The 17,538-nt window shown below is 63.4% G+C and carries 15 protein-coding genes and 1 pseudogene; 9 read left to right on the forward strand and 7 right to left on the reverse strand.

Features of this window, described 5'->3' with window-relative positions:
* Positions 1-41: 41 nt before the first annotated feature.
* Complete coding sequence (locus BLQ92_RS13050; RefSeq protein ID WP_090684920.1) at positions 42-332, reverse strand: YciI family protein; 291 nt, start codon at positions 330-332, stop codon at positions 42-44.
* Between the two features lie 250 nt (positions 333-582).
* Between BLQ92_RS13050 and BLQ92_RS13055 the strand changes: the two genes are divergently transcribed.
* Complete coding sequence (locus BLQ92_RS13055; protein WP_244106037.1) at positions 583-2,208, forward strand: methyl-accepting chemotaxis protein; 1,626 nt, start codon at positions 583-585, stop codon at positions 2,206-2,208.
* 170 nt (positions 2,209-2,378) lie between these two features.
* Positions 2,379-3,191, forward strand: a complete 813-nt coding sequence (locus tag BLQ92_RS13060; protein WP_090684921.1) for a MetQ/NlpA family ABC transporter substrate-binding protein — start codon at positions 2,379-2,381, stop codon at positions 3,189-3,191.
* Positions 3,192-3,325: 134 nt separating this feature from the next.
* Here BLQ92_RS13060 and BLQ92_RS13065 read toward each other — a convergent pair whose 3' ends face one another.
* A complete protein-coding gene (locus BLQ92_RS13065) occupies positions 3,326-4,252 on the reverse strand; it encodes a bifunctional helix-turn-helix transcriptional regulator/GNAT family N-acetyltransferase (protein WP_090684922.1) in 927 nt (308 codons plus the stop codon).
* A gap of 378 nt (positions 4,253-4,630) precedes the next feature.
* Between BLQ92_RS13065 and BLQ92_RS13070 the strand changes: the two genes are divergently transcribed.
* The 5 genes from BLQ92_RS13070 to nagE all read left to right on the forward strand — a co-directional run bounded on the left by BLQ92_RS13070 (position 4,631) and on the right by nagE (position 12,030).
* Positions 4,631-5,365 carry a GntR family transcriptional regulator gene (locus BLQ92_RS13070; RefSeq protein WP_090684923.1) on the forward strand — a complete coding sequence of 245 codons (735 nt, stop codon included), beginning with the start codon at positions 4,631-4,633 and terminating at the stop codon, positions 5,363-5,365.
* Between the two features lie 109 nt (positions 5,366-5,474).
* The gene (gene nagA, locus BLQ92_RS13075; RefSeq protein ID WP_090684924.1) at positions 5,475-6,578 is read left to right on the forward strand and encodes an N-acetylglucosamine-6-phosphate deacetylase; all 1,104 of its coding nucleotides are present in this window, start codon (positions 5,475-5,477) and stop codon (positions 6,576-6,578) included.
* Positions 6,571-7,578 (forward strand): SIS domain-containing protein, encoded by a 1,008-nt coding sequence (locus BLQ92_RS13080; protein WP_090684925.1) that lies wholly within the window; start codon positions 6,571-6,573, stop codon positions 7,576-7,578. Before nagA ends, BLQ92_RS13080 begins: the two co-directional genes overlap by 8 nt.
* A 12-nt stretch (positions 7,579-7,590) precedes the next feature.
* Positions 7,591-10,176 carry a phosphoenolpyruvate--protein phosphotransferase gene (gene ptsP / locus BLQ92_RS13085; protein ID WP_090684926.1) on the forward strand — a complete coding sequence of 862 codons (2,586 nt, stop codon included), beginning with the start codon at positions 7,591-7,593 and terminating at the stop codon, positions 10,174-10,176.
* An 84-nt stretch (positions 10,177-10,260) separates the two neighbouring features.
* Positions 10,261-12,030 carry an N-acetylglucosamine-specific PTS transporter subunit IIBC gene (gene nagE, locus BLQ92_RS13090; RefSeq protein WP_090684927.1) on the forward strand — a complete coding sequence of 590 codons (1,770 nt, stop codon included), beginning with the start codon at positions 10,261-10,263 and terminating at the stop codon, positions 12,028-12,030.
* A 141-nt stretch (positions 12,031-12,171) separates the two neighbouring features.
* On the opposite strand, the gene cydX is transcribed toward nagE, so the two are convergent.
* From cydX to rpoH, 5 genes are all read right to left on the reverse strand, one after another.
* Positions 12,172-12,291, reverse strand: coding sequence for a cytochrome bd-I oxidase subunit CydX (cydX, locus tag BLQ92_RS13095; RefSeq protein ID WP_090684928.1), 120 nt, complete (start codon positions 12,289-12,291; stop codon positions 12,172-12,174).
* A gap of 57 nt (positions 12,292-12,348) precedes the next feature.
* Entirely contained in the window at positions 12,349-13,485 is a 1,137-nt protein-coding gene (cydB, locus tag BLQ92_RS13100; RefSeq protein ID WP_090684929.1) for a cytochrome d ubiquinol oxidase subunit II, read from the reverse strand.
* A gap of 43 nt (positions 13,486-13,528) precedes the next feature.
* Positions 13,529-15,127, reverse strand: coding sequence for a cytochrome ubiquinol oxidase subunit I (locus BLQ92_RS13105; protein ID WP_090684930.1), 1,599 nt, complete (start codon positions 15,125-15,127; stop codon positions 13,529-13,531).
* Positions 15,117-15,377 (reverse strand): cytochrome oxidase putative small subunit CydP, encoded by a 261-nt coding sequence (cydP, locus tag BLQ92_RS40660; RefSeq protein ID WP_090684931.1) that lies wholly within the window; start codon positions 15,375-15,377, stop codon positions 15,117-15,119. Before cydP ends, BLQ92_RS13105 begins: the two co-directional genes overlap by 11 nt.
* Before the next feature lie 290 nt (positions 15,378-15,667).
* The gene (rpoH, locus tag BLQ92_RS13115; protein WP_090684932.1) at positions 15,668-16,603 is read right to left on the reverse strand and encodes an RNA polymerase sigma factor RpoH; all 936 of its coding nucleotides are present in this window, start codon (positions 16,601-16,603) and stop codon (positions 15,668-15,670) included.
* Positions 16,604-16,932: 329 nt separating this feature from the next.
* Here rpoH and BLQ92_RS13120 point away from each other — a divergent pair.
* Both BLQ92_RS13120 and BLQ92_RS13125 read left to right on the forward strand, forming a co-directional pair.
* Positions 16,933-17,001 (forward strand): annotated as a pseudogene (locus BLQ92_RS13120) (acyloxyacyl hydrolase); the annotation flags it as partial.
* Positions 17,002-17,045: 44 nt separating this feature from the next.
* Positions 17,046-17,429 (forward strand): nuclear transport factor 2 family protein, encoded by a 384-nt coding sequence (locus BLQ92_RS13125; RefSeq protein WP_090684933.1) that lies wholly within the window; start codon positions 17,046-17,048, stop codon positions 17,427-17,429.
* Positions 17,430-17,538 lie beyond the last annotated feature (109 nt).

The raw sequence follows: 17,538 nt of genomic DNA on the forward strand, positions 1-17,538 counted from the left end.
GCTCGTTAGGTCATTTTCCCGCTCGTGACGTCAGCGAAGATTCACGCCGGAACCGGCAGGTTCAGCCCCGGCGCGAGCCGCGTTGCCTTGAATTCCGTCACGTCGTAACGCGCCACTTTCTGCTGTGCGAACGGATCGGTGGCGAGCAGCGCGTCGAGCTCCTCGCGCTCGAGGTTGACCGCGAGAATGACGCCGCCGTCGCGCGGCACTTTCGGGCCCGCGGCCACGAACACGCCGGCTTCGAATTGCTCATTGAGGAAAGCACGATGCGCTTCGAGCGCGTCGTCGACCTGTTCAAGCGGCACGATATAGGTGAGATTGATGACGTACATGGATAGCCTCGTTTAGAAAGCGTGGTGCGCCTCGTGAGCGGCCACAGGTTGGCCATTATCGTTCGGTGCTCAAACCCTTGCACGTGTGCGACCTGTCTGGGCCGTCGCTGGTCTCCTGCTATTCCCACCCGTTCCCGCCTCAAGTTGCCCCATTTCGGTGCCGTTATCCGTAAGGCAATCGTTTGCGATGAATGCCGCCGGGAGCGGTGCAAGCGAAAACCACACAGAAGAGACCAACACAATGAGCAGGATGAGTTTGAATCGCAAGCTGTGGCTGTCGCTCGCGCTGGTTTGGCTGGGACTGCTCGGCGTCGGGCTATGGAGCGCGATCGAAACGCGCAGCACCATGCTGGCCGAACGCAAGGCCGGCATGGTGAATCTGGTTGAAGCAGCGCAGGGCGTGGTGAACGGCTATTACGCTTTATCGCAGGCCGGCAAACTGAGTGAGGCCGACGCACAACGCGAAGCGCTGGCTCGTCTTGCCAGCATGCGCTACGGCGAGTCCGGTTACCTGTTCGTGATGGACTCGAAGCCGGTCGTGCTGATGCATCCAACGCTGCCGCAGATGGTCGGCAAGCCGGTGGGCGACTTCAAGGATCCGGACGGCAAGCTGCTGTACGTCACCATTGTGGACGCAGCGAAGGCAGACGGTCACGGCTTCGCGGAGTACCGCGGGCGCCTGCCGCATAGCGAAACCGCGGTGCCGAAGATCAGCTATGTGGTGCGCTTTGCCCCGTGGGACTGGAATATCACCAGCGGCGTGTTCATCAAGGATATCGATACGACGTACTACGAAACACTGCTGGGTCACCTGTTCGTTGTCCTCGTGATCGGCGCGGTGATTTCGCTGGCGATGATCCTGATCATCCGCAACGTGCGCGCGAGCCTCGGCGGTGAACCCGAGCAGGCCGCGCAACTCGCGACCCATATTGCGAAGGGCGATCTGACCCAGGCGGTCGAGGTGCGTGTCAACGATTCCAGCAGCATGATGGCGGCGATGCGCGAGATGCAAGACCGCTTGCAGAGGACGATCGGTGAGATTCGCCGTTCCTCGGAGCAGATCGCCTCGGCCACGCAGCAAATTGCGGCGGGCAACAACGATCTGTCGCAGCGCACCGAGCAGCAGGCCGCGTCGTTGCAGGAGACGGCCGCCAGCATGGAGCAGCTCACCGCCACGGTAAAGCAGAACGCCGACAACGCGCGCCAGGCGAGCGGCCTTGCGCATAACGCGTCGGACATCGCGACCAAGGGCAATGAAGTGGTGAGTCGCGTGATCGGCACGATGGGCGAGATCAACGATAGCTCGCGGCAGATTGCAGATATCATCGGCGTGATCGAAGGCATTGCGTTCCAGACCAATATCCTCGCGCTGAACGCAGCGGTCGAAGCCGCACGCGCCGGCGAACAAGGGCGCGGTTTCGCGGTCGTGGCCGGTGAGGTGCGCAGCCTCGCGCAACGCTCGGCGACGGCGGCTAAAGAGATCAAGCTGCTGATCGGCGCCTCGGTGGAGCGGGTCAACAACGGCTCGACGCTGGTCGAGCAGGCTGGCGCCACGATGGGCGAGATCCTCCAGGCCGTGCGCCGGGTGACCGACATCATGGGTGAGATCGCGGCGGCATCCGAAGAGCAGAGCAGCGGCATCTCGCAGGTGGGCCTCGCGGTGACGCAGATGGACGAGGTAACGCAGCAAAACGCGGCGCTGGTGGAGCAGGCCGCGGCGGCCGCGGCTTCGCTGCAGGACCAGGCGGCGCGCCTGCGCGAGACGGTGAGCGCGTTCCGGGTGAACGGACATGATGCGGCGGATGAGCCGTCTGCTGCTGCGGCCATGCGCCGGCTCAAGCCGGCGCGGCCGGCGGCGGCTGCTTCGGCTGGATAAGCGCTTGCCGGGCTGCCCCACGCACCGCGCTGGGGCATACCCATATGAGAACCCGATATTTCACATTGCACCGGGCGTATGAGACCATTTGCAGTCCAGTTGGCGACGCGCACAACGCGCTGCCAGCTCTACACCCGAATCTGACACCGATCAGAAATAGCGAGAACTACATGCAGCGCAGAAACATCCTGAAAGCCCTCTCCGCCGTGGTTGCTACCGCCGCGTTCGCCACCAGCTTCGGCGCCCAAGCCGACGACAAGGTCATCAAGGTCGGCACGATCAGCGGTCCCGACGCGCAAATCTGGGCCGTAGCCCAGAAAGTGGCGCAGCGCGAAGGCCTGAACGTGAAGGTCATCGAATTCAACGACTACGTGCAACCGAACGCCGCACTCGACGCCGGCGATCTGGACGCCAACAGCTTCCAGCACCAGCCGTACCTCGACAGCCAGATCAAGCAGCGCGGCTACAAGATCGTCAGCGCCGGCCTGACCTACATTTCGCCGCTCGGCATCTACTCGAAGAAGTTCAAGTCGGTGAAGGATCTGCCGCAGAGCGCGAAGGTCGCGGTGCCGAACGACCCGTCCAATGAGAACCGCGCGCTGCTGTTGCTGCAGGCGCAAGGCCTCCTCAAGCTGAAGGCCGGCGCTGGCACGAACGGAAACAACGCGACGCCGCTCGACATCGCGGACAATCCGAAGAAGCTGAAGCTGATCGAACTGGACGCCGCACAACTGCCGCGCTCGCTGTCGGACGTCGACGCGGCTGCGATCAACACCAACTACGCGCTTGCTGGCGGTCTGCAGCCGACCAAGGACGCGATCGCGCTCGAGGACATCCACAGCCCGTACGCGAACCTGATCGCCGTGCGTATCCAGGACAAGGACAAACCGTGGGTGAAGAAGCTGGTTGCTGCATACGAGTCGGAAGATGTGCGCCAGTTCATCAAGACCCAGTTTAAGGGTGCGGTGGTGCCGTCGTTCTAAGCGAACCGCCCTTGCCCGGATGACGGGCCGAAATGCGAAGCGCCATGGGAGCCCATCCCATGGCGCTTTTTTGTTGCCCGCGTGGTGCGTTTCGCTAACCACTGCGCACGTAACAACGTGCCGCCTGGCGGCCGCTACAGATCGCGCTCCCATCGCTCCACCGTCAACGCGTGACCGAAACGCATCTCCGGTGTCGCACTCGCGCAGACAAAGCCCGCGCGCTCGCAGAGCCGCCGCGACTCGCCGAGCGTCGCTACCGTCGACAGCGTGATCCTGGTGTAGCCCGCACGCCTGGCAAAGCGCACGCACTCGTCGACCAGTTGCGTGCCGATGCCGAGCCGGCGCATGTCGGGCTCGATATACAGCAGCCTGATTCGCGCGACCGTAGCCGAGATGCCGGCCACCAGCGCCGAACCGACGATGGCATTGTCCTGTTCGGCAATCCAGCAGGTCTCGCGCACCGGATCGTGATGCTGGGTGAAATCGGCGACGGTCTTCGCGAGCAGTCCTTCGAAGGTGTGATCCCAGCCGTGTTCGCTCGCCAACAGCAGCGCCTGCCGGTGCACCAGCCAGCCATACTCGCCCGCGCGCGGTGCGCGCAGCGTAATGATGCCGCGGCGCGGCTGATCGTCGAGCAGCCGTTCGACGAGCTTCATGGCGCCGATCAAGGTCTCCTGCGCATTCACGGCGAGCCGCTCCAGCACCGACAGCACTTCGTCGATGGCGGCGGTGTCGAGCGGTTCGTAGGCGGCGTGTCCCTGATCGGTGAGGGCGATCAGCGATTGCCGCGCGTCGCTCTCCGACGGCCGGCGGGTGATCAGGTTGCGGCGCTCGAAGCTCGTGAGCAGGCGGCTCAGATAGCCGCTGTCGAGCCCCAGATTGCGAGCGAGGACGGTGGCGGTCTGCGCGCGCCCGCGAGCCAGTTCGTGCAGCACGCGCACTTCGGTCAGCGAGAACGGGCTCTTTTGCAGACGCTCGTGCAGTGCGCCGATGTGTTTCGTGTAGAAGCGATTGAAGTGGCGAACGGCCTCAGCGCGCCGCAGCGCTGCGGAATCAGTCAACGTACGGCTCCCCTGAGGTTCTTGTGGGTATGACACAGCATTCTATTGGATGCCATCCTATATAAAAACGGTAAAACCTGCGCTGGAGCCGCCCTCACCGATATTGATATTACAAAAGTAGCGTGGCAGGGTAGCTGGCTCCGTGCGGTAGCGAACCAGTGGTTCTCTACCGGGCCCGAAACTCTCTCAAATACGGGTAAATACCGATCACCGAAAACCCTCGAAAAATCCTCTCGGAATCGCTGGACTCCCTTTTCCATCAAGGCTTTGTGGCCAGTCAACAAGGCATGGAACAACTTCATTGACTGGTATTATTGTGGTTATATAATGGGCTCTCATTTCGCAGCCCATGCTCTTCCTTTCGACCCACCCGAGCCCATGGAAACACGCTGGTCCGCATTGATGCCTGACGCTCGTAACGTCACGCCGCTCTATCTGCAACTCGCGCGCAACCTGGCCACTGCGATTCACTGTGGTGTATGGTCGGCGGGCGAAGCGCTGCCGTCGGAGCGCACGTTGTCGGATGCGATCGGCGTGTCGCGTATCACCGCGCGCAAGGCGATCGAGTTGCTGGTGGAGCAAGGTCTGATCCGGCGGGCTCGGGGCGCGGGCAGCTTCATTACGCCGCGCGTCGAAGATCCGCTGTCGCGGCTCACCGGCTTTACCAAGAAGATGCAGCAGCGGGGCTTTCGTCCCGACTCGGTCTGGCTCGAGCGCGGCATCCGCGCCGCCAATCGCGACGAACTGGTGCATCTGGGCTTGTCGCCGGGTGCGGCGGTGACGAGCCTGCGGCGCTTGCGCCGCGCGGACGGCATCGTGATGGCGGTGGAACACTCGGCGCTGCCGGCTGCGATCGTGCCGGACCCGCACGCGATTGGCGTGTCGCTCTACAGCTATCTGGAGCAGCGTGGCATGGCGGTGGTGCGTGCGCTGCAGCACTTTCGGGCCGTCAACGCGACGAGCGAGATTGCCTCGCTGATGGACATCGAGCCGCGCTCGGCGCTGCTGGTGATCACGCGTATCGGCTATAGCGCCGACCAGCGGGCGATTGAATTGACGGACACCTACTGCCGGGACGATTACTACGACTTTGTCGCCGAACTGCGCCAGTAACGCGACAAACGTAACCTAACAGGCGCGCCGCAACAACGGTGCAACCCTCGCGCAACGCGGCACGGCGCGAATCAGTGACGTATCGCACTACGTATTATCAGAGAGACTCATGCTGACCGGGAACATACTCACCACCGATGGGTGGATTTACGGCACGCTCGAATACGAAAACGGCCGCATCACGTCGCTCACAGGTGAGCGCGTCGACCCGTCCACCAACGACGCGCCCTACATCCTGCCGGGCTTTATCGATCTGCACGTGCACGGCGGCGGCGGCGCCGACGTGATGGAAGCGGGCGACGCGATCGAGACGATCACGCGCACGCATGCCCGCTTCGGCACCACCAGCCTGCTTGCCACCACCATGACGGCGCCGCGCGAAGAGCTGATGAACGTGGTGGCGAATCTCGGCGACGTGGCCCGGGTGCGCACACCAGGCGGCTCGCGCGTGCTGGGTGTTCACCTCGAAGGCCCGTATATCAACCCGGGCAAACTCGGTGCGCAGCCGGACGCCGCCGTATCTGCGGTGCTCGACGAAGTGCTGAAGTATCTGTCCATCGCGCCGATTCGCGTCGTGACGATCGCGCCGGAAATCTCCGGCCATATGGACATCATTTCCGAAATCGCGGCGCGTGGCGTGCGTGTGCAGCTCGGCCATTCGCTCGGCACCTACGACGACGCAGTCGCGGCGCTCAAGCATGGCGCGTGCGGCTTCACCCATCTGTTTAACGCCATGTCGCCGCTGCATCACCGCAATCCCGGCATGGTTGGCGCGGCGCTCGCGCACGCTGAATTCGCCGAGATCATCCCCGACCTGCTGCACGTTCACCCGGGCGCGATTCGCGCAGCGATGCGGGCGATTCCGCGTGTCTACGTGGTGACCGACAGCACCTCGGCCACCGGCATGCCCGACGGCGAATACCGCCTCGGCAGCCAGCATGTCACCAAGTGCCTGGGCGGCGTGCGTCTTGCCGACGGCACGCTCGCCGGCAGCACCCTGACGATGGATCAGGCGCTGCGCAATCTGGTTTCGCTCGGCCTGCCGATGGCCGACGTTTCAAATCGTCTGTCGCGCTACGCCGCCGACTATCTCGGCATCGAAGACCGCGGCCGCATCGCGCGCGGTGCGTGGGCCGATATCGTCGTGTTCGATCGTGAACTGGCGCTGAGCGCGACTTACGTCGAAGGAGAATCAATTGTCGAATATGCTTAACGAAGCGCTGGCGTCCGCCGAAACGGTCGCCGCGCAACTTGCCGATACCTCGCGCGTCCAGGCGCTGGCGGCCAAACTCGCGGAGCAGCCGCGGCACGTCGCCTTGACGGTGGCGCGCGGTAGTTCGGACCACGCCGCGAGTTATTTCGCAAGCCTCACCATGAGCCGCATCGGCGTGCCGGTCGCATCGTTGCCGATGTCGGTGGCGACGCTGCAGCAGGCGCCGCTGAAGGTGCGCGATCAACTGGCGCTCGCTTTCTCGCAGTCCGGCAAGAGTCCGGATCTGGTCGGCACGATGGTTGCGCTGCGCGAAGCCGGTGCGCTGACGGTGGCGGCGGTGAACGCGCCGCAATCGCCGCTGGCCGATGCCTGCGAATGGCATCTGCCGCTCGTCGCCGGTCCTGAGCTGAGCGTGGCGGCGACCAAAAGCTATATCGCGATGCTGTCGATTTCCGCGCAACTGGTCGCCCACTGGCAGCAGGACAACGAGTTGCTCGGCGCGCTGAACAGTTTGCCCGATGCCCTGCGTAGCGCCGGCAGGCTCGACTGGAGCCAGGCCGTCGAAGAACTGCGCGGTGTCGAGCGCATGATCGTGATTGGCCGGGGTCTCGGTCTCGCAATTGCCCAGGAAGCGGCGCTCAAGCTCAAGGAAACCTCGGGCATCCAGGCCGAGGCGTTTTCGAGCGCGGAAGTGCGCCATGGTCCGATGGAGTTGATCGATCGCGACTACCCGCTGCTCGTGTTCGCCCCGCGCGGCCCGGAGCAAGCCGGTCTGATCCAGCTTGCCCGCGACATGCAGGCGCGCGGCGCCCGCGTGCTGCTCGCTGCGCCGCAAGACGTGCCTGAAGCCAGCTTGCCGCTCGTTACGACGGCCCATGCGGCGCTCGATCCGATTGCCGCGATTCTTTCCTTTTACGTGATGGCTGCGGGTCTTGCTGCCGCACGCGGACGCAATCCCGATGCGCCGCGCCATCTGAATAAAGTCACCGAAACTCACTGATCGAGAAATCAGATGCGACGTGTCGAGGAGTCCCGCTTGATGAGCCCATCCCAAGGCCATATTGTTTTGCTCGCGCCCATGACCGGTCCGGTCGTGCTGCTCGCGAACGTGCCCGACCCTGTGTTTTCGGGCGGCATGTTCGGCGACGGGATTGGCGTGGATCCGCTGGTGGGCCAGCTCGTCGCGCCGTGCGACGGGGTGGTCACCCATCTCGCGCGCACCGGTCATGCGTTGACCCTTGCCACGGCCGACGGTGCGGAGATTCTGCTGCATATCGGTATCGACACGGTCGAGTTGAACGGTCGTGGCTTTACGCCGAAGGTCGTGCAGGGCGCCCAGGTGCATACGGGCGATCTGCTGATCGAGTTCGATCAGGACCTGGTGGCTTGCAATGCGCCGAGCCTCGTTTCGGTGATAGCGATTGCCAACTCGGATGCCTTCGAGATTGTCGAGCGCGCCGAGGGCGGCATGCTGAAGGCTGGCGAGACCCCGCTGCTGTTGCTGCGGCCGCGCGCCGGGGCGGCGGCGGAAGCGTCGCGCCACGCCACCAACGTGACGGAAGAAGCGCGCCAGACTGTGACGCTGGCTCATGCGGGCGGCTTGCATGCGCGGCCGGCGGCACGCGCCCGCGAAGCGGCGCGCGGTCTCGATGCACGTGTCGAAGTGCGTTACGAAGGACGCAAGGCGCCGATCGAAAGCGTTGTCGGTTTGCTCGGCCTCGGTGCGGGTGAGGGCGCGACGGTCGAAATTCTGGGCGTCGGTCCGCAAGCTGCGGCTGCTGTGGAAGCGGTCGCGCATGAACTGCTGCGCGAAGCGCATGGCGAAGTCGAAGAAAAGCCGGCCCGCCAAAGCTCGCCGGCGCCGCAAACGGTGACGCTGGCGAGCGGTGCGCCGCTGGCGCCGAACACGCTTGCTGGCGTGTGCGCGGCGCCTGGCGTCGCGGTCGGCAAGCTGGTGCGCTGGGACGACGCGGATCTCGATCCGCCCGAAACCGCGAGCGGCACCTCGGCGGCGGAAAGCCGCCTGCTCGACAAGGCGCTCGCTACAGTCGACGCCGAACTGAACACGACGGTACGCGACGCTTCGCAACGCGGCGCCCATGGCGAGGCGGGGATTTTCGCGGTGCACCGCGTATTGCTCGAAGATCCGACGCTGCTCGACGCGGCACGTGACCTGATCAGCCTCGGCAAGAGCGCCGGTTTCGCGTGGCGCGAGGCGATCCGCGCACAGATCGCAGTCCTGACGAAAATCGACGACGCGCTGCTCGCCGAAAGGGCCGCGGATCTGCGCGATCTCGAAAAGCGCGTGCTGCGCGCGCTCGGCTATTCGAACAATGCGGCGCGTACGCTGCCGGATGAAGCGGTGCTGGTTGCGGACGAATTCACGCCGTCCGATCTGTCGACGCTCGACCGCACACGCGTCACTGCACTCTTGATGGCACGTGGCGGCGCTACTTCGCACGCTGCGATTCTGGCACGTCAAGGTGGCATTCCGGCGCTGGTGGCCGTGGGGGATGCGCTGCATGCGATTCCCGAAGGCACCCAGGTCGTGGTCGATGCAACGGCGGGACGGATCGAATTCGCCCCGACCGCGCTCGACGTCGAACGTGCCCGCACCGAACGCAGCCGCCTCGCCGGCGTGCGCGAAGCGAACCGCCGCACCTCGCAACAGGCCGCGTCGACCGCAGACGGCCGCGCCATCGAAGTGGCTGCCAATATCGCCACGCTTGACGACGCAAAGACAGCCGTCGAGAACGGCGCCGATGCAGTCGGCCTGCTGCGCACCGAACTGCTGTTTATCCACCGTGCGTCGGCGCCGACCATCGACGAGCATCGGCAAAGCTATCAGTCGATCGTGGACGCATTGAGCGGCCGCACCGCGATTATCCGCACGCTCGATGTCGGCGCGGACAAGGAAGTCGACTATCTGACGCTACCGCCCGAACCGAACCCGGCGCTAGGCCTGCGTGGCATCCGCCTCGCACAGGTGCGCCCGGACCTGCTCGACGACCAGTTGCGCGGCTTGCTGGCGGTGCAGCCGCTTGGCGCCGTGCGCATCCTGTTGCCGATGGTGACCGACGCCGGCGAACTGATCCGCCTGCGCAAGCGCATCGACGAATTCGCTCGCGAGCAAGGCCGCACCGACCCGATCGAAGTGGGCGTGATGATCGAAGTGCCGTCGGCCGCGCTGCTGGCCGATCAACTGTCGCAGCACGCGGACTTTCTGTCGATCGGCACCAACGATCTGACCCAATACACGCTGGCGATGGACCGCTGCCAGGCGGACCTCGCCGCACAGGCCGACGGTCTCCATCCGGCAGTGCTGCGGTTGATCGCAGCGACCGTGCAGGGCGCCAACAAGCATGGCAAATGGGTCGGCGTGTGCGGCGCACTGGCGGGCGATCCGCTGGCCGTGCCGCTGCTCGTCGGCCTGGGTGTGACCGAGCTGTCGGTGGATCCGGTGTCGGTGCCGGGCATCAAGGCGCGTGTACGCAACCTCAATTATCAGCTGTGCCAGCAACGTGCCCAGGATGTCCTGGCGCTCGAATCTGCACAGGCGGTAAGAGCAGTGAGCCGCGAAACCTGGCCGCTGGACTGAACCTCAAACAGTCCACGACGGAATTTCGCTCAACAACCACGTAAAGCAACGACTCGACGAAGAGACAAAGGATTGGAGGTGTAAATGGATGGGAATCCGTTTCTGAAGGTGCAGCGACTCGGCCGCGCGCTGATGCTGCCCATTGCGGTGCTACCGGTCGCAGGGCTTTTGCTGCGACTCGGCCAGCCCGATGTGTTCAACATCAAGATGATCGCCGATGCCGGCGGCGCGATTTTCGACAACCTGCCGCTCCTGTTCGCAATCGGCATTGCGGTCGGCTTCGCGAAGGACAACAACGGCGTGGCGGCGCTCGCGGGCGCGATCGGTTATCTGGTCGAAATCGCGGTGATGAAGGACATCAACGACAAGCTCAACATGGGCGTGTTGTCGGGGATCGTGGCCGGTCTGGTGGCCGGGGCGCTGTACAACAAGTACAAGGACATCAAGCTGCCCGAGTACCTCGCGTTCTTCGGAGGGAAACGCTTCGTGCCGATTGTCACGGGGGTCACCTGTCTGGTGATAGGCATTGTGCTCGGCTATGTCTGGCAGCCTGTGCAGTCCGCGATCGACTTCGCCGGCCACTGGCTGACCACCGCGGGCGCGATCGGTGCATTCGTGTTCGGTGTGCTGAACCGCTTGCTGCTGGTGACGGGTTTGCATCACATCCTGAACTCGCTGACGTGGTTCGTGTTCGGCAGCTTCACGCCGCCGGGCGGCGGTGCTGCGGTAACGGGCGACCTGCATCGCTTCTTCGCGGGCGACCCGACTGCGGGCACCTTCATGACGGGTTTCTTCCCGGTCATGATGTTCGGTCTGCCGGCCGCGTGTCTGGCGATGTTCCATGAGGCACCGAAGGAGCGCCGTGCGATGGTCGGCGGCCTGCTGTTCTCGATGGCGCTCACCTCGTTCCTGACGGGCGTGACCGAGCCGATCGAGTTTAGCTTCATGTTCCTCGCACCGGTGCTGTATGCGATCCACGCGGTACTGACCGGGCTGTCGCTTGCGATCTGTTCGGCGCTGGGGATTCACCTCGGCTTCACGTTCTCCGCAGGCGCGATCGACTATGTGCTGAACTATGGCTTGTCGACCAAGGGCTGGTGGGCATTGCCGCTCGGCGCGATCTACGCGGTGGTGTACTACGGCCTGTTCCGCTTCTTCATCCGCAAGTTCAACATGGCGACGCCGGGCCGCGAACCCGCTGCCGCTGAAGAACAAGTGGAGTCGTTCGAGAAGGGTGGCTTCGTAGCGCCGGCTGCAGCAGCAGCCGTGCCGCGTGCAGAGCGCTACATCGCAGCACTGGGTGGCGCAGCCAATCTGTCGATCGTGGATGCCTGTACGACGCGTCTGCGTCTGTCGGTGGTGGATCCGAACAAGGTCTCGGAAACGGATCTCAAAACGATCGGCGCGCGTGGCGTGTTGAAGCGCGGCGCGACCAGCGTGCAGGTGATCATCGGACCGGAAGCGGACATCATCGCCGATGAAATCCGTACGGTGATTGCACAAGGCGGTGGTGCCGCAGCGAAGCCGGCAGCGGCGGCAGCGCCGGCGGCGGCTGCTCCGGCTGCAGCGCAGGGTGGTCCGCTCGATCCCGATCCGGCACGCTGGCTGGCCGTGTTCGGCGGTGCGACCAACATCGTCGCGCTGGATGCGATTGCATCGACGCGTCTGCGTGTCGTGGTGAGCGATCCGACTGCTGTGGATCGTCAACGCCTCGCTGCACTCGACGTTGCGTGGATCTCGCCCGATACGTTCCATATCGTCGTCGGCGATGCGGCTGCGCGTTACGCTCAGGTGCTGGCGGCGCGTCTGCCGGCGGCGGGCGCAACGGGTGGAACCACGCCTCAACCGGCGTGACGCTGATGGCACGGAAGCGGTTTCGACCGTCTCCGTGTCGCAGTGAGTGAAGATGGAGAAAGAAGAGCGGCGCCTTTGGGGCGCCGCTTTTCGTTTACAGCGCGATGCGCGTGCGGCTTACCCGGCCGCTCTCACGCCCGGTCAATCCGTCTTGCGCGTCACCGGTACTTGTACAGGCTGCCGTGATTCAAGCCACAACGCGTTGACGATGCCGAACGACAGTGCCACGCCAATTCCGAGAATCCAGGTGAAATACCACATCAAGTGCTCCTATGAGTCCAGTTCCAGATACGTCCGCGCCGCGACGCGCGAGACGCCTCAATACATCGTGTGCCGGTTCTCTTCGAGCGCGGCAGCCGTGACCTTGCCGCGCATCACGCGGTACACCCAGCTCGTATAGAGCAGAACGATCGGCAGGAAGATGATCACGGCGATCAGCATGATCTGCAGCGTCATCTGGCTCGAGGTCGCATCCCACACCGTGAGGCTGCTGCGTCCGTCGAGCGAGGACGGCATGATGAACGGGAACATGGAAAAGCCCGCCGTCAGAATCACGCCGACGATCATCAGCCCGCTACAGATGAAGGCGCTCTTCTCGAAGCGCGAGTTCGCAATCAGCAAGGTCAGCACGCCGCCCACCACGCCGATCACCGGCGCCGCGACCATCCACGGATACGTGGAGTAGTTGGTAAGCCACAAGCCGGGTGCGCCGATCACACTCTTCAAGAGCGGGTTGGCGACCGAATCGAGCGGCGCCGCATCGACAATCTGGTAGCCACCGATCATGGTGGCGATAAACACCCCGGCGATCAGGAACAGCGCCACGCCGGCCAGGGATGCGATGCGCAGCGCCACCGACGCACGCCGCGCGATCACGCCATCGGTCTTCATCTTCACGAAAGCGGCACCATGCGCGGCCAGCATCGATACGCTGACGAGCCCGCACAACACGGCAAACGGATTGAGCAGCGCGAAGAAACTGCCGTGATAGGTGACGCGCAGGTCGGTATCGAACGAGAACGGCACGCCTTGCAGCAGGTTGCCGAAGGCGACGCCGATCACCAGCGCCGGCACGAAGCCGCCGATGAACAGCGCCCAGTCCCACGCGCTGCGCCAGCGCGGATCCTCGCGCTTGCTGCGGTAGTCGAAGCCCACTGGCCGGAAGAACAGCGAGAACAGCACCAGCAGCATCGCGAAGTAGAAGCCCGAAAACGACGCCGCGTAGACCAGCGGCCAGGCCGCGAACATCGCGCCGCCGGCGGTGATGAACCAGACCTGGTTGCCTTCCCACGTCGCGCCGACCGTGTTCACGACAATGCGCCGTTCGGAATCGGTTCTGGCAATGAACGGCAGCAGAATGGCCGTGCCCATGTCGAAGCCGTCGGTGAGGGCGAAGCCGATCAGCAGCACGCCGATCAGGACCCACCAGATCACTTTGAGGGTTGCGTAATCCATGATGATTTTTCCCTTAATACAGCTTGTGCAGTCCGGTGGCGAATCATGCGGTCGTGGTGCTCAGCGGCTTGGAAGGCTGGCCGGGCGGCGGCGATTCGTGGTGGTACCGTCCCGTATGCAGTGACGACGGGCCGAGCCGCGCGTACTTGAACATCAGTGTGATTTCGATCACGAAGAGCGCCGTGTAGAACACCACGAAGCCGCCGATACTCAGATACAGGTCGGTGGCGGTCAGGCTCGAAGCCGAGAGCGCCGTGGGCAGGATGCCGGCAATGGTCCACGGTTGACGGCCCAGTTCAGCCACCACCCAGCCGAATTCGGCCGCGAGCCACGGCAACGGTATGGCCCACACCGCCCAGCGCAGGAACCAGCGGCGCTTGTCGAGCAGCAGCGAGCGTTGCGCGCAGAACCAGAACGCCAGCACAAAGGTCGCGAGGAACAGGATCCCGAGGCCCACCATCAAGCGGAACGAGAAGAACACCGGCAACACCGGAGGAATGGTTTTCTTGGCCGCCTGGGCGATCTGATCCGGCGTGGCATCGGTGACGTTGGCCGTGAACTGCTTGAGCATCAGGGCATAGCCGAGATTCTCACGGTGCAGTGCGAAGGTCGTTTTGGCGTCGTCGCTGGCATTGCCCTGCTTGAGTTGCTGCAGCGCGCTGTACGCGAGCATGCCGTCCTTGATGCGCAGTTCGTTCTGCGCGATCAGGTCCTTCAGGCCCAGCACCGGCTCATCGATCGAACGCGTTGCGATGATACCGAGCGCGTAGGGAATCCGGATCGCGTAGTCGGTGCGTTCTTCCTTCTGGTTCGGGATGCCGAAGATCGTGAACGGTGCGGGCGCCGGGGCCGTTTCCCATTCCGACTCAATCGCGGCGAGCTTGACCTGCTGGACTTCGCCGGTGCGGTAGCCGGACTCGTCGCCGAGCACGATCACGCAGATCGTCGACGCAAGGCCGAAGCCCGCGGCAATCGCAAACGAACGCAGTGCGAACTCGGTGTCGCGGCGCTTGAGCAGATACCACGACGAGATGCCGAGTACGAACATCGACGCCGTCACATAACCGGCCGACACCGTATGCACGAACTTCACCTGGGCAACCGGGTTGAACAGCACCGCGAAGATGCTCGACAGTTCCATCCGCATGGTTTCGTAGTTGAACTCGGCGCCGACCGGATTGTTCATCCAGCCGTTGGCCACCAGAATCCACAAGGCGGACAGGTTCGAGCCCAGCGCAACGAGGAAGGTGACGATCAGATGCTGTACCCGCGACAGGCGGTTCCAGCCGAAGAAGAACAGGCCGACGAAGGTCGATTCGAGGAAGAACGCCATCAGCCCTTCGACGGCGAGCGGCACGCCGAAGATGTCGCCGACGTAATGCGAGTAGTACGACCAGTTGGTGCCGAACTGAAACTCCAGCGTGAGGCCGGTTGTCACGCCCATGGCGAAGTTGATACCGAACAGCTTGCCCCAGAACTGCGTCATGTCCTTATAGATCTGCTTGCCGGTCATCACATAGACGGCTTCCATGATGACGAGCAGCCAGGACAGGCCGAGCGTAAGGGGGACGAACAGAAAGTGATAAAGCGCCGTCACGGCAAACTGGAGGCGCGAGAGGTCGACGACTTCGCTAACGGGCATGTTGATCACCTTGAGACGGATGTGAGGCAGGCACCGAGAGCAGTGCTTGTGCGACGAGTGCAGGCGGCATGTTCATGTTCTCCGCCGCTGGATGATTGAAGAAAGCGTACTTAATGACCATCAGTAGTGCGAATTTTGCAATAAGCACGATGGCGATATCTCGCGCGAAAGTGGGGCCGCGTAGCCAGCCGGCGAATCGCGCGCGCAGTGCGGGGCGGGGCGGATTCCTGTCGTGTAGCGTTATGGTCATGATCGGTCGATAGACGACTTCACACCGGTTTACCCGGTCGGAGTCAAGCCGCGCGGGCGGCATGACGAGTGCATAACGATATTAAGATAGGGGGCTGGCAGCGCGGAAGTTCGCGACTGTGGCATTGGGTCGCGTAAGCATGCCGTCCACCTAACTAATACAAGCAAGCTTGCGTTACGTCAAGGAAATGGGGTGGGGTTTGCGGGAACGGGAATGAAAAAGCCCTGCCGTCTTACGAGGGCAGGGCTGATGTCTGACAGGGATGTAAGGGGTCCTGGAGGACCCTTGTGTTACGCGTACTCGTTCAATGCGCTGCGCATTTTCTTCATGGCGCTCGCTTCGATCTGGCGAATCCGCTCGGCCGACACGCCGAATTCGTCTGCCAGGTCGTGCAGCGTGGAACCGCCCGAGCCGTCATCTTCCACCTGCAGCCAGCGGGCTTCGATAATCCGGCGGCTGCGTGCGTCCAGCGCTTCGAGGGCACTGGCGATGCCGTCGCTTTGCAGCTTGTCGCGCTGGCGCGCGGCCAGCACGGCGGTCGGTTCGCTATGCGAATCGGCCAGATAGGCGATCGGCGCGTACGATTCCTCGCCGTCTTCCACCTGGCCCTCCAGCGCGATATCGCCGCCGGACAGGCGGGTTTCCATCTCGGAGACTTCCTCGCGCTTGACGTTCAGCTCCTTGGCGAGACCGTCGATCTCTTCTGGCGTGAACGCCTGAAAGCCTTGCTTGTGGCTGCGCAGGTTGAAGAACAGCTTGCGCTGCGCCTTGGTGGTGGCGACCTTCACCATGCGCCAGTTGCGCAGGATGTACTCGTGAATTTCGGCCTTGATCCAGTGCATGGCGTATGACACCAGACGCACGTTTTGCTCCGGATCGAAGCGCTTCACGGCCTTCATCAGGCCGATATTGCCTTCCTGGATCAGGTCGGCATGGGGCAGGCCATAGCCTAGATAGTTACGCGCGATCGACACCACCAGCCGCAGGTGCGACAGGACAAGGCGGCGCGCCGACTCCAGATTGGCATGTTCGCGAAATTCGGTGGCGAACTGGCGTTCTTCCCCCGGCGTCAGCATCGGAATCCGGTTCACGGCCTGGATGTAGGCGTCGATATTGCCCAGTTGACCGGGCAGCAGCGAAGAATGCGAGAGCGCCAGTGCACCTGCCGAAGCGGCCTTAGCCGACGGCTGGCTCAGAGTACTCGGAAGGGTCATTGCGTTGCTCACGTATAAAACTCCTTTGGGATGAGCTAAAAGCTCAAGTCAAGCTTCGACTCCAGCGTGGATGTTAGCACTCTGAATTACCGAGTGCTAATACTTAGAGCGCGTGGGGGTATCCTGGTTCCCGCCTGGCTATCGAAATTTGCATTTCAATAGCATCATACGCCCATATGCAGTACCCATGGGATGAGCGTAGGATCTGCGCTAGATGAGCGATTGTTTGTGAGGAATCACCAGCTTTATGCGGTTCAGCATAATAATCTGACGAATTCCGGCTTTCTTCTTATGATTCATTGCGCTAGGAGGCAACCCCGGTCTGACGGGACTCCGGCTTGAACGGCGGTATCAAAGAGCCGAATCCTGGTATAAATTTCAGCCAGCTATATTTGCAATATAACTTCTGACGACCGTGGCCGCTGTCGGCCCGTCGAGCCAAAGGGGCTGAGCAATGGCCGCAAAAGTGATCGAAGCGATTCGTGGACTGGAGCGCGAGCGCTTTCGCGCGATGGTCGACGGCAACGGGCCGTTGCTCGACTCGCTGCTCTCCGAGAACGTGAGCTATGTCCATACGAATGGCAAGCGCGAAACGAAGCAGCAGTTCATCGACGGGATCACCGCGGGACGCCGCCGCTACCGGCAGATCGAGATCCAGTCGCAGGAGGTGTTGCCGGTGGGACGCGAGACCTGCGTCGTAACCGGCCGCGCGCTGATCGAGATGGAGGCGAACAACGGCGCGTTGTTGTTCCCGATTGCCTACACGGCGATTCATACCCAGCAGGATGGGCAGTGGCGGCTGGTGGCGTGGCAGGCGACGCGTTGCGCGATCGAGTGAGGCCGGTGGGCCTCGCTCGCCGGGCCGCTGTGTAAGTGTGGCCCGGGCGCGGGAGCGGCAGATCGTGCCGCGCCCGCTTACGCTATCTCATGCCGCGGCCGCCGCCGCT

The organism is Paraburkholderia phenazinium (assembly GCF_900100735.1).
Classification (GTDB): domain Bacteria; phylum Pseudomonadota; class Gammaproteobacteria; order Burkholderiales; family Burkholderiaceae; genus Paraburkholderia; species Paraburkholderia phenazinia.